This window comes from Gordonia marina, assembly GCF_052036135.1.
GTDB lineage: Bacteria > Actinomycetota > Actinomycetes > Mycobacteriales > Mycobacteriaceae > Gordonia.
On sequence record NZ_JBPSDN010000025.1, the window covers coordinates 15,443 to 28,131 of the forward strand.

Below are 12,689 nucleotides of genomic sequence, written 5' to 3' on the forward strand. Positions count from 1 at the left end.
GGCGAGGATAGACTCGGGGTCATCATGCCGGTCCCCGTCCTCACCTTTCCGCCGGAGCTTCCGGTCAGCGCGTGCCGCGACGAGATCGCCGCCGCGATCAACGACCACCAGGTGGTGGTGATCGCCGGCGAGACCGGTTCGGGCAAGACCACCCAGTTGCCGAAGATCTGTCTCGCGCTGGGCCGCACCCGGATCGGCCACACCCAGCCGCGCCGGATCGCCGCGACGTCCGTCGCCCGGCGTATCGCCGACGAGACCGGGACACAGCTCGGCGACCTCGTCGGCTACAGCGTCCGCTTCTCCGACAAGACCAGCAAGCAGACGCAGATCAAGGTGATGACCGACGGCATCCTGCTGCGCGAGATCACCGCGGACCCGACGCTGCGCCGCTACGACACGATCATCATCGACGAGGCCCACGAGCGCAGCCTCAACATCGACTTCCTGCTCGGCTACCTCAAGCGCCTGCTCCCCCGGCGCCCGGATCTCAAGGTGATCATCACCTCGGCGACCATCGAGCCGGACCGCTTCGCCCGGCACTTCTCCACCGCCGAACCGGCCGGCCCGGCCGGTGAGGTGCCGATCATCGAGGTCTCCGGCCGTACCTACCCGGTCGAGATCCGCTACCGGCCGCTCACCAGCGACGATCCGGAGCATGCCGATCTCGATCAGATCGCCGCCATCGACGCCGCGGTGACCGAGCTCTGGTCCGGCGGCGCGGGCGACATCCTGGTCTTCCTGCCCACCGAACGCGACATCCGCGACACCGCCGACGCGCTCAAACATCGCACTGCCGCCGAGATCGTGCCGCTCTACGCGCGCCTCTCGGTGGCCGAACAGCAGAAGATCTTCACCCCGTCGAACGGGCGGCGCATCGTGCTCGCCACCAACGTCGCCGAGACCTCGCTCACCGTGCCCGGTATCCGGTACGTGATCGACACCGGCACGGCCCGCATCTCCCGCTACTCCACGCGCACCAAGGTCACGCGGCTGCCCATCGAGAAGGTCTCGCAGGCCAGTGCCCGCCAGCGTGCGGGCCGCTGCGGCCGCGTCGCCCCCGGCATCTGCATCCGGCTGTACGGCGAGGACGACTTCGACGCCCGCCCCGAGTACACCGACCCGGAGATCCTGCGCACCAACCTGGCCGCCGTCATCCTGTCGATGCTGTCGTTGCGGCTGGGCGACGTCGCCGAGTTCCCGTTCGTCCAGCCGCCGGAGGCCCGCGCGATCAAGGACGGCATGGCGCTGCTCTCCGAACTCGGCGCGGTGACCGGTCTGGACTCGGCCGACGCCCGGCTCACCGCCGTGGGACGCGACCTCGCGCGGCTGCCGATCGATCCCCGGCTGGCCCGCATGCTGGTGGCCGGGCACCAGAACGGGGTACTCGACCACGTCCTGGTGATCGCCGCGGCGCTCTCGCTCCCCGATGTGCGAGAGTTCCCCGCCGACAAGCGTGAGGCCGCCACCGCCGCCCACCGGGAGTACGCCGTGCCCGGGTCGGAGTTCCTCGGCTACCTCAAGCTCTGGGAGCATCTGCACGACCGCCGGGAAGCGCTGTCCGGCAATCAGTTCCGCCGCGAATGCGAACGCGGGTTCCTCCACTACCTGCGGATCCGCGAGTGGATGGACCTCCACCGTCAGCTCCGGCGCACGGTCAAGGATCTGCGCTGGGAGGTGCCGGCCACCGAACTCGACGCCGGGGCCATCCACCGCAGCCTGCTCACCGGGCTGCTCACCAACATCGGCGCGAAGCAGGGCGAGACGAGGGAATTCCTCGGCACCCGCGGCACCAAGTTCGCCGTCTTCCCCGGGTCGTTCCTCGCCTCGAAGCCCCCGGCCTTCGTCATGGCCGGAGAACTGGTCGAGACCTCGCGCCTGTTCGCGCACACCGTCGCGGCGATCGACCCCGAATGGGTGGAGCAGGTCGCCGGCGACCTGGTGACGAGGACCTACAGCGAGCCGGCGTGGTCGTCACGCCGCGGCGCGGTCACCGCCAGCGAGAAGGTGAGCCTCTACGGGGTACCGCTGGTCGCCGCGCGCCGAGTGAACTACGGGTCCATCGACCCCGTCGAATCGCGCGCGATCTTTCTGCAGGCCGCGCTGGTCGAGGGCCGCTGGCGGCCCCGTCACGAGTTCTGGAAACACAATCAGCGTCTCCTCGCCGAGGCCGAGGACCTCGAGCACCGCACGCGGCGCACGCTCCGGCGCAGCGACGCCGAACTCTACGACTTCTACGACGCCCGCGTGCCCGCGAACGTCGTGTCCACCCGCCACTTCGACTCCTGGTGGAAGAAGGAGAGCAAGAAGAATCCGCGCCTGCTGTACCTCGACGACGCCGACGGGGACGACGCCCGGACTCCGGCTGCCGCCGACTTCCCGCCCGCCTGGCAGCAGGGACAGACCCGTCTGGAACTGCGCTATCACTTCGCGCCGGGCGCGCCGGACGACGGCGTCACGGTCGTCGTGCCCCGCCCGCTCCTCGACCACCTCCACGGCGGCGGCTTCGACTGGCTGGTACCCGGACTGCGCAGCGAGCTGGCCACCGCGCTGATCAAGTCGCTGCCGAAAGGCCTGCGCAAGTCGATGTCGCCGGCGCAGCAGTACGCCGACCTCGCCCTCTCCCAGCTGGAGCCGCGGTCGGAGCCACTGGTGCCGGCCCTCGCCCGCGAGCTCGGCGTCATCACGCGGATCACCCTGTCCCCGAGCGACTTTCGCGTCGAGAACCTTCCTCCGCACCTCCGGATCCACTTCGCGGTCACCGGCCCGGACGGAAAGATCGTCGCCCGCAGCGATTCCCTCGACGAACTCCGCCGCGAGTTCTCCGGCCCGTCGACGACGGCCGCAGCGGCGCCGGTGCACCAGCGCTGGACCGACGACGCCATCGGCGCCCTTCCGGAGCGCATCGATGCCACCGTCGCGGGTCAGCCGGTCGTCACCTACCCGACCCTGCGCCCGGCCGGGGCCGGAGTCCGGGTGGTCGACGCGACCAGCCCCACCGCGCGGGACGCCGGGATCCGCGCCGGGGCGCAGGTGTTGCTGGAGAACGCGATCACCCCGCTGACCAAGAAGATCGCGAACACGCTGCCGCCCGGTGAACGACTTGCCCTCAGCCAGAGCCCGTACCGGCGGGCGGACGACCTGTTCGCCGACTGCACCCGCCGGGCGATCGCGGATGCCCTGGCCGGTGAACCCGGCGTGGCCGCGATCCGCACCCCCGCGGATTTCGCCGCGCTCACGCAGCGGCTGTCACCGGCCGTCCGCGCCGCCGCACCCGACTACTTCACCGTCGCCGCGGCGGCTCTCGCCGAGACCGCCCCGCTGCGCCGGGCGATCGACGCGCGCAGCGGCTCGGTCGCCGCCGACGACGTCGCCGAGCAACTGGCGCACCTGGTGTACGACGGCTTCGTCCGCGACACCGCGCTGACTCACCTGCGGCATCTGCCCCGCTATCTCAAGGCCGCTCGTGCCCGGCTGGAGGCGCTACCCGGTTCGGCGTCCCGGGACGCGACCGGTCTCGACGCCGTCGACCGGGTGATCGCGCACTGGAATCAGCGTCTCGCACAGGTCCCGGCGCACCGCCAGGATGCGCTGAACGACCTGGCGCACTGGATGATCGAAGAACTCCGCGTCAGCCTCTTCGCCCAGCAGCTGGGCACCGCGGGGCCGGTGTCGGAGAAGCGTGTGATCAAGGCGCTCGACACGTTCACCTGACCGTCGCGCGGAACCCGCGACGGCCGGATGTCAGGCGACGGGCTGCTTGCGGCCCGCGCGGAGATCGTCGATCTCGCGCTGGAAGTCGTCGGCCGACTCGAACGATCGGTACACCGACGCGAACCGCAGGTACGCGACCTCGTCGAGGTCGCGCAGCGGGCCGAGGATGGCCAGGCCGACCTCATTGCTGGGGATCTCGGCGGAACCGGATGCGCGCACCGTGTCCTCCACCGCCGCGGCGAGTTTCGCGAGCGCATCCTCGTCGACCTGGCGGCCCTGGCAGGCGCGGCGGACGCCCTTCATCACCTTCTCGCGGCTGAAGGGCTCGGATACACCGTTGCGCTTGACCACGGCGAGCACCGCCGACTCGACCGTGGTGAACCGGCGGCCGCACGCACCGCACGACCGGCGCCGCCGGATCGCCAGACCGTCGTCGGAGGCGCGCGAATCGACTACTCGGGTGTCGTCGTTCTTGCAGAACGGGCATCGCATGCCCTCAGCGTACCCGCCGCGCATCCCGATCCCACGCGCGTTCAGCGGTATGCGGGAACCACGAGCGCCTGACCCGGGCGCAGCCCGGTGCCGTCCAGCCCGTTCAGGTTCCGCACCGTGGCGATCACCGACTCGGCGGGCAGCTCGGGGGCGATCCGCTCGGCGAGCGACGACAGCGATTCCCCGCTGCGCACGTGCACGACCTGCGTCGCCGCCGGTGTCCCGGTGGCCGCGCTCTGGTAGTCGTGCCCGGCGATGCCCATCACCGCGGCGATCAGCGCCACCGCCAGCCCGGCCAGCACCCCGGCCGCCCACCGCCGACGGCTGCCGGCGGTCCGCCGCGCCGGTGCCGAGGACGGCCGCGCGGTCGTGGCCGGAGTGTTCGAACCGGCGCTCGCCACGCCCGGGACCCGGACACGTTCCCGGCGCTCCGGGATGTTCGATCGAGCGGCGGCGGGCACCGTGCGCAGCACTCCGGTGCGGCTCTGCGGGCTGCGTCCGGTCGGCCGGCACGTCGGTGCGGCCTGCACCGCACGACGGACGCGCGTACCGACGACGATCGGAACATCGCAGGTCATGGTCACAGAGGCGGCCGTTCCGGCGGCTCGGCGGTCACGGTCCTTCAGCAATCCGGTCATCGTTAACTCCCATCGTTCGTATGTTCGATGAACTCTTGTTCGACAGTTAACACCATGGGTCCGACAACCGTCCCGACACGTCGAACAATTGTTTGAGTTCTGTGACCTAGTCGACTAGATTGGGGATCACCGACGAGGAAAGGAACCTCAGATGACCGACGGACCGCAGAACACGTCGAACGTCGACCCGCTGCTGTCGACGGCGACCCTGGAGGCCTCACTGACCCAGCGCCAGCGCGAGGTCCTGGAGTACATCCGCTCGTCCGTCCGGGAGCGCGGCTACCCGCCGAGCATCCGGGAGATCGGCGAGGCCGTGGGACTCACCTCGACGTCGTCGGTCGCCCACCAACTGCGAACCCTGGAGCGGCGCGGGCTACTCAAGCGCGATCCGCACCGGCCGCGCGCGGTGAACGTCCGCGACGACCATCGTCCCCCGCCGCCGGGCGACGCGGCCGGTGACGAGCCGGGTATGCCGTCACCGGCGTTCGTTCCGGTCCTCGGCCGTATCGCCGCCGGTGGTCCGATCCTCGCCGAGCAGGCCGTCGAGGACGTCTTCCCGCTGCCCAAGGAGCTGGTCGGCGAGGGTTCCCTGTTCCTGCTGCGGGTGGTCGGCGAGTCCATGATCGACGCCGCGATCTGCGACGGCGACTGGGTGGTCGTGCGCCAGCAGAACGTGGCCGAGCAGGGCGACATCGTCGCCGCCATGATCGACGGCGAGGCCACCGTGAAGACCTTCAAGCGGGTCGACGGTCACGTCTGGCTGATGCCCCACAACGAGCACTTCGAGCCGATCCCCGGTGACGACGCCGCCATTCTCGGCAAGGTCGTGACCGTGCTGCGGCGCATCTGATCCGGACATCCACACCGCGCCCGGCCGCCGGGGTGGGGATCGCGATCCCCACTCGGGTGGCCGCGGTCCTACAGAGTGATCGACTCCCCCGTTCGGGTCCACCGCTGGTTCTCGCAGAGATTCGACCGCACGACCTTCACGTCCGCACAGCCGGGCAGCGCCGGTAGCGCGGCCTTCATCGTCTCGATCAGCCCCTCCGGCAGGAGCGGGCTCAACGAGATCCGGTTGATCCAGCCTCGCTCGATCGGCATGTGGTGCACCGGCGGCCCGTCACCGCTCCCGAGGTGGACGATGCGGAACTCGTTCTCGTCGCGAAAACCGTGCCGTTTGACGAACGGCAGATCGTCGGCCGTCAGCCGGGAGTCGCCGGCCTCTTCCTCGATCTCGTCCAGGGTGAGGTAGCGGACCGGACCGGACGCGTAGGCCGGGTCGCCTGCGATGCTCGCCAGCAGTTTCGCTTTGCTGATCTCGAGCCGCACGCCGTCCGTGCCGCCCGCGAAGACGCCCCAGTGGTGATAGGTCTCCGTGGACTGGGTGAAGCACGCGACGCTGACGCGAGACGAACCCTTCAGTGCGCAGTAGTGATCCATGAACCCGCTGTCGTTCCGGTCGACCCAGGTGCGCGGGCTGAGCAGTGTGACGCGCTCATTCAGCAGGACGTCGATCGCGTTGGAGAGCGTCGTGTACCGCTTCAGGATCGTCGGCTCGTAGACGACGTCGCTCATCGTCAGCCGAGTACCGCCCGCGCCGCCTCCCGGGCCGAGGCCGTGCTGTCGGCGGCCACCGCGGCCTGCGCGGCCGCGCGGCACTGATCCAGGGTCACCGTGCTCAGCTTGAGCCCCACCGCGGGTGCCGCGGCCGGGGCCGACGACAGCGAGGTGACGCCGAGACCCACCAGCACGCACGCGAGCAGCGGATCGGCGGCGGCCTCGCCGCACACGCCCACCTGCTTGTCCTGCTCGGTACCGGCAGCGCCCACGCGCTCGATCAGCGCGAGGACGGCGGGCTGCCAGGGGTCGGTCAGCGATGCCAGTTCCGGCGACATCCGGTCGGCGGCCATCGTGTACTGGGTCAGGTCGTTGGTGCCGATGGACACGAAGTCGACCTCGGCGAGGATCTGGCCGGCCATCACCGCGGCCGACGGCACCTCGACCATCACACCCGGGATCATCCCGCGCTCGCGCACCAGCGCCGCGAACTCGCGCGCCTCGGCCACCGTGGCGATCATCGGCGCCATCACCCACGGGACCACCGTGGTGCCCTCGGCGGCCGCGGCCAGCGCCTCCAGCTGGTGCGCGCGGATCTCCGGATTCGACAGGATGATCCGGTTGCCGCGCACCCCCATCGCCGGATTCGGCTCGTCCGGGTGCGTCACGAACTTCAGCGGCTTGTCCGAGCCGGCATCGAGCGTCCGGATCACCACCTTGTCGCCGTCGAACGCGTCGATCACCTCGCGGTAGAGCGACGTCTGCTCAGCGACCGAGGGCTCGTCCGGACGGTCCAGGAAGGCCAGTTCGGTGCGGAACAGCCCGACGCCCTCGAGCACTCCGAGGTCGGCGGCCGCCCGGGCCGACACGCCGTCGGCCACGTTGGCCAGGATCAGCACCCGGTGACCGTCTGCGGTCTGTCCGGGACCGCGCCAGGCAGCTGCCGCGGCAGCGGTCTCCTTCGACGACGCGACCGCCGCGGTGACCGCCGCCTCGTCCGGGTCGAGGCCGACCACTCCGCGCTCGCCGTCGACGAAAGCCAGTGCGCCCGTGGGGATCTCGCCGAGATCGGCGATCGCCACGACGCAGGGGATGCCGAGCTGCCGCGCGATGATCGCGGTGTGGCTCGACGGTCCGCCGAGGCGGGTCGCGAGGGCGATCACCCGCTGCGGATCGAGCCCCGCGGTGTCGGCGGGCGCCAGGTCGTCGGCGCACAGGATCGACGGCCGGTCCGGCGTCGGAATGCCCGGTTCGGGCAGGCCGAGGATCTCGGCCACCACGCGGTCACGGATGTCGTTCAGATCGGTCACCCGCTCGGCCATGAGGCCGCCGAGCTTGGTGAACATCGCCGCGATCTGCTCGATCGCCGCGACCGTGGCCGCCGCCGCCGGCGTACCGCCGGCGATGAGTTTGGTCGCCGCGCCGATCCAGGCCCGGTCCTTGGCCAGCGCGGCCGTCGCCGCGAGCACTTCGGCCGAACTGCCGGTGCTCGCCGAGGCCCGCGCCGAGAACCGTTCGGCGACGGTGTTCGCCGCGGTCGTGAACCGTTCCTCTTCGGCGGAGCGCTGGGCTTCGTCGATCACCGCCGTCGCGTCGATGTCGAACTCCGGCGTCTCGGCGGGCCGGATCACCGGACCGTACGCGAGCCCGTGCACCACGGGTGTCCCCCGCACCACCGTCGTCGCCCCGAAATCCTCCGCTGCCATCGCGTCCACCTCATTCATGTGACAGAGATTACAGAAACCGCTTGACGAGTCAACGCATACACAAGTAAACAAAGACATAACCAAACGGGATTGGGAACTCAGCCCCTCTTTCGAGGACTCTACTCAGGACGGCACGGTGTACGCGGAAGAACGCCAGCAGGCCATTGCGAGCGAAGTACGGGCGCGCGGCCGCGTCGCGGTCGCCGAGCTGGCGACCCGGTTCGACGTCACCGGCGAGACGGTGCGCCGCGACCTCGGAGTCCTCGCCGAACAGGGCGTGGTCCTGCGGGTCCACGGCGGAGCGGTGCGGCCGGACGTGATGACCGTCGGCGAGCCCGACCTCGCCCAGCGCGAGCAGTCCCGGCTCGCCGAGAAGACCGCGATCGGGGCCGCCGCGCAGCGTTTCCTCCCGCCGTCCGGCGGTTCGGTGATCTTCGACGCCGGGACCACCACGCTGCGCGCCGCGCTCGCCCTGCCCGCCGACCGCGACCTGTCGGTGGTGACCAACGCCCTGCCGCTCGCCGCCCACCTGTCGACCCTGCCGCGCTGCGACGTGACCTTCGCCGGGGGCCGCGTGCGCGGCAAGACGCAGGCGACCGTCGGCGCCACCACCATCGACTTCTTCCGCGGGCTGCGCGCCTCGCTCGCCTTCATCGGCACCAACGGCCTCAGTGTCGCCCACGGGCTGTCCACGCCCGATCCCGACGAGGCCGCCGCGAAACGGGCGATGATCGCGGCGGCCAATCAGGTGGTGGTCCTGGCCGACTCCTCGAAGTTCAATCGCGAGGATCTGGTGAGCTTCGGCGCGCTCTGCGACGTCGACGCCGTCGTCACCGATGCCGGGATCGACGACACCTTCCTCGCCGACCTGCGAGCCCTCGACATCGAAGTGGTGATCTCATGATCGTGACCGTGACGGCCAACCCCAGCGTCGACCGCACGCTCCAGCTGCCGGGACCGCTTCAGCGCGGCGAGGTGCAGCGGGTCACCTCGGTGCGCGACCAGCCGGGCGGCAAGGGCATCAACGTCGCCCGCGTCATCGGCGAGGCCGGCCTGGACGCACTCGCCCTGCTGCCCGCCCGCGCCGGCGACACGCTGCTCGGCCAGCTCGACGAGGTGGCGCTCGACTACCGGTGCGTCTCGATCGACGGCCAGGTGCGCGTCAACCTCACCCTCGCCGAGCCGGACGGCACCACCACCAAGATCAACGACGCCGGCGTCGCCCTCACCGAGGACGGACTCGCCGAGTTCGGCGCGCTCATCACCGGCGCCGCCGGCGCCGCCGAGTGGGTCGCCCTCTGCGGCTCACTGCCGCCGGGCGTCCCCGCCGACTGGTACGCCACCATGGCCGGCCGGCTGCACGCGGCAGGCCGGAAGGTGGCCGTCGACACCTCCGGGCCGCCGCTGGCCGCCGTCGCCGGCGCCCGGCCCGACCTGCTCAAACCCAATGCCTTCGAACTCGCCGAACTCACCGGGGACGACGGTGCGGCGATGGAGCAGGCGGCGCAGGACGGCGACCCGGCTCCCGCGGCCCGCGCCGCCGCCGAACTCGCGCGGCGTACCGGCGGCGCCGTCCTCACCACCCTCGGGGCGGGCGGTGCGCTACTCACCACGGCGGAGGGCACCTGGGTCGCCCGCGCCCCGCGGATCCAGGTCCGCAGCACCGTCGGCGCCGGCGACTCGTCGCTCGCCGGCTACCTGATCGCGCTGCATCGGGGCGCCGATCCCGCCGAGCGCCTGCGCTCCGCCGTCGCCTACGGGTCCGCGGCCGCCGGGCTGCCCGGCACCACACCCCCCACACCCGATCTTCTCGACCTCGCCGGCGTCGATGTCCGGCCCCTACCCTGACCGACCAGCGAAGGAAAACCCATGTCCGATCCGATCATCACGCCCGAGCTGGTCTTGCTCGACGCCGACGCGGGCGACGACGCCGAGGCGGTGATCCGCCGTCTCGCCCAGACTCTCGCCGCTGCGGGACGCTGTACCGACCCCGACGAACTCGCCGGGGCCGCCCTCGAACGCGAGGCCAAATCACCGACCGGCCTGCCCGGCGGCATCGCCATCCCGCACGCCCGCGTCGACTCCGTCGGCACCGCGTCCCTCGGCATGGCGCGACTGTCGAAGAAGGTCGACTTCGGCGGACCCGACGGTCCCGCCGACATCGTCTTCCTGATCGCCGCCCCCGGCGGTGCCGGCGCCGCGCACATGAAGCTGCTCAGCTCCCTCGCCCGCGCCCTGGTGCGCCCCGAGTTCGTCACCGCGCTGCGCGAGGCCCCGGACGCGGACGCGATCGTCGAACTGGTCGGTGAGGCCGTCGCCCCACCGCCGCAGCAACCGGCGGCCACCCCCGCGCCCGCGGCGGCGGCCGCGCCCGCCGAGAAGCCCGCCGCCACCGAGGTGACGGAGACCGCGGCGGCGCCCGCCGACGACACCCTCGTCCTGGCGATCACCGCCTGTCCCACCGGTATCGCGCACACCTACATGGCCGCCGACGCGCTGAAGCTCGCGGCCGACCGCGCCGGGGTGGAGTACCAGGTGGAGACGCAGGGCTCGTCGGGCACCACGCCGTTCACGTCGGACGCGATCGCCCGCGCCGACGCCGTGATCTTCGCGACCGACGTCGGGGTGAAGGGCCGCGAGCGTTTCGCCGGGAAGCCGGTGATCGAGTCCGGCGTCAAGCGCGCCATCAACGAGCCGGACAAGATGATCGCCGAAGCCGTCGCCGCGGCGGGCAATCCGAACGCCAAGCGCGTCCCCGCGGGCGACGGCGCCGCCGCCTCCACCGGTGGTGACGAGGGCGCGAGCATCGGCATCGGCGGCCGCCTCAAGCAGGCGCTGCTGACCGGCGTCAGCTACATGATCCCGTTCGTCGCCGCCGGCGGCCTCCTGATGGCCCTCGGCTTCCTGTTCGGCGGTTACGAGATCGCCAACGCCAAGGTGTGTGTCCCGCAATCGCTGGTCGACGGCAACGTCACCTATCCGGCGGGCTGCGCCGGCGGCATGAACGACGCCGTGTTCTACGCGCTGCACAGTTCGCTCTGGGATCTGCCGCCGGGCGGCCTCCTCCAGTACCTGGGTGCGGTCTTCTTCGCGCTCGGCAGCCTCGCGATGGCCTTCATGGTCCCCGTGCTGGCCGGCTACATCGCCTTCGCGATCGCCGACCGCCCCGGTATCGCTCCCGGCTTCGTCGCCGGTGCCGTCGCCCTCTCGGTGAGTTCGGGCTTCATCGGCGGCCTGATCGGCGGCCTGATCGCCGGCGTCGTCGCACTCTGGTTCACCAGGCTGAATCTGCCGCGCTGGGCGGCGGGCCTGATGCCGGTGGTCGTGATTCCGCTCTTCGCCTCACTGATCGTCGGCTGCATCATGTACATGCTGCTCGGCAAGCCGCTCGGCTGGCTCAACACGCAGATGATCGACGGCCTCAACAGCATGAGCGGCGGCTCCAAGATCGCCCTCGGCGTCGTCCTCGGCCTGATGATGTGCTTCGACCTCGGCGGCCCGGTGAACAAGGCGGCGTACTCGTTCGCCGCGCTCGGCCTCGGCACGGCCGGTGCCGGTCTGGCGCAGTGGCAGATCATGGCGGCCGTCATGGCCGCCGGCATGGTGCCCCCGCTGGCGCTGGCCCTCGCCTCGACGGTGCTGCGGCCGTCGTTGTTCACCGAGCCCGAGCGGGAGAACGGGAAGGCGGCCTGGCTGCTGGGCATCTCGTTCATCTCCGAGGGCGCCATCCCGTTCGCCGCCGCCGACCCGTTCCGGGTGATCCCGCCGATGATGCTCGGCGGCGCGGTGACCGGCGGCCTCTGCATGGCGATGAACGTGGAACTGCACGCCCCGCACGGCGGTGTCTTCGTGCTGTTCGCCATGGAGAACACCTGGTGGAAGTTCCTCATCGCGCTCGTCGTGGGCACCGTCGTCGGTGCCGTGAGCGTGGTCGCCACCAAGCAGATCAAGCGGACTCCGGCCGCCGAGGAGGCCCAGATCGAGGCCGCCGCAGCCGTCGCCTGACATCGCCGGCGCCGCAAACCCGGCGGCGCACCGCGACCGCGTACTAGGTTCGACTCATCACCTCCGGCGTGTCCGCGCCGGAAACCCATCGAAGACAGAAAGGCATTCCATGCCCAGCACCACCGTGACCGTCGGCTCCGCCGTCGGCCTGCACGCCCGCCCCGCCACCGTCATCGCCGAGGCCGCCAGCGCGCTCGGCGTGCCGGTCACCCTCGCCGTCGAGGGCGGCGAGCCGGTGGACGCCGGCAGCGCTCTGATGATCATGACCCTCGGCGCCGAGAAGGACGCCGTGGTGATCGTGGAGAGCGACGATCAGGCCGCCGTCGACCAGATCGCGGCCCTCGTCGCGAAGGATCTCGACGCCGAGTAACACCGGGCGCCCGCACGACGGCGGCGCCCTGGCGGGTCACCGGTCCTCGACGACCACGTGATCCTCCGGGGCGCCGCCGTCGGCGTCGTGTTGCTATTCTTCTAGTATGTCTACCATCGGTATTGCAGATCTCAGCCATCGCGGCTCCGAGCTGGTCCGCAAAGTCGAACAAGACCACGAAGAGTTCGGAGTCACTCGTCAAGGCCGGGA

General features: G+C 71.1%; 10 protein-coding genes. 6 read left to right on the forward strand and 4 right to left on the reverse strand.

Annotated elements, in window-relative coordinates:
- Positions 1-24 precede the first annotated feature (24 nt).
- The gene (gene hrpA, locus ACSEEN_RS15275) at positions 25-3,711 is read left to right on the forward strand and encodes an ATP-dependent RNA helicase HrpA (RefSeq protein WP_440713640.1); all 3,687 of its coding nucleotides are present in this window, start codon (positions 25-27) and stop codon (positions 3,709-3,711) included.
- A gap of 30 nt (positions 3,712-3,741) precedes the next feature.
- Here the strand turns inward: hrpA and nrdR are convergent, their stop codons facing one another.
- Both nrdR and ACSEEN_RS15285 read right to left on the reverse strand, forming a co-directional pair.
- Complete coding sequence (nrdR, locus tag ACSEEN_RS15280; RefSeq protein ID WP_247863730.1) at positions 3,742-4,203, reverse strand: transcriptional regulator NrdR; 462 nt, start codon at positions 4,201-4,203, stop codon at positions 3,742-3,744.
- Between the two features lie 41 nt (positions 4,204-4,244).
- Positions 4,245-4,841, reverse strand: coding sequence for a LysM peptidoglycan-binding domain-containing protein (locus ACSEEN_RS15285; RefSeq protein WP_440713641.1), 597 nt, complete (start codon positions 4,839-4,841; stop codon positions 4,245-4,247).
- Between the two features lie 151 nt (positions 4,842-4,992).
- Between ACSEEN_RS15285 and lexA the strand changes: the two genes are divergently transcribed.
- Positions 4,993-5,691, forward strand: a complete 699-nt coding sequence (lexA, locus tag ACSEEN_RS15290) for a transcriptional repressor LexA (RefSeq protein WP_247863736.1) — start codon at positions 4,993-4,995, stop codon at positions 5,689-5,691.
- A gap of 68 nt (positions 5,692-5,759) precedes the next feature.
- Here the strand turns inward: lexA and ACSEEN_RS15295 are convergent, their stop codons facing one another.
- Positions 5,760-6,416 (reverse strand): hypothetical protein, encoded by a 657-nt coding sequence (locus ACSEEN_RS15295; RefSeq protein WP_440713642.1) that lies wholly within the window; start codon positions 6,414-6,416, stop codon positions 5,760-5,762.
- A gap of 2 nt (positions 6,417-6,418) precedes the next feature.
- Entirely contained in the window at positions 6,419-8,122 is a 1,704-nt protein-coding gene (locus ACSEEN_RS15300) for a phosphoenolpyruvate--protein phosphotransferase (protein WP_247863739.1), read from the reverse strand.
- A 118-nt stretch (positions 8,123-8,240) separates the two neighbouring features.
- Between ACSEEN_RS15300 and ACSEEN_RS15305 the strand changes: the two genes are divergently transcribed.
- The 4 genes from ACSEEN_RS15305 (at position 8,241) to ACSEEN_RS15320 (ending at position 12,479) form a co-directional block, all read left to right on the forward strand.
- On the forward strand, positions 8,241-9,008 hold the full coding sequence (locus tag ACSEEN_RS15305) for a DeoR/GlpR family DNA-binding transcription regulator (RefSeq protein ID WP_440713643.1): 768 nt from the start codon (positions 8,241-8,243) through the stop codon (positions 9,006-9,008).
- The gene (locus tag ACSEEN_RS15310; RefSeq protein ID WP_440713644.1) at positions 9,005-9,952 is read left to right on the forward strand and encodes a 1-phosphofructokinase family hexose kinase; all 948 of its coding nucleotides are present in this window, start codon (positions 9,005-9,007) and stop codon (positions 9,950-9,952) included. Before ACSEEN_RS15305 ends, ACSEEN_RS15310 begins: the two co-directional genes overlap by 4 nt.
- Before the next feature lie 21 nt (positions 9,953-9,973).
- Positions 9,974-12,109 (forward strand): PTS fructose transporter subunit IIABC, encoded by a 2,136-nt coding sequence (locus tag ACSEEN_RS15315; protein ID WP_440713645.1) that lies wholly within the window; start codon positions 9,974-9,976, stop codon positions 12,107-12,109.
- Positions 12,110-12,218: 109 nt separating this feature from the next.
- A complete protein-coding gene (locus ACSEEN_RS15320) occupies positions 12,219-12,479 on the forward strand; it encodes an HPr family phosphocarrier protein (protein WP_247863746.1) in 261 nt (86 codons plus the stop codon).
- Positions 12,480-12,689: the final 210 nt, after the last annotated feature.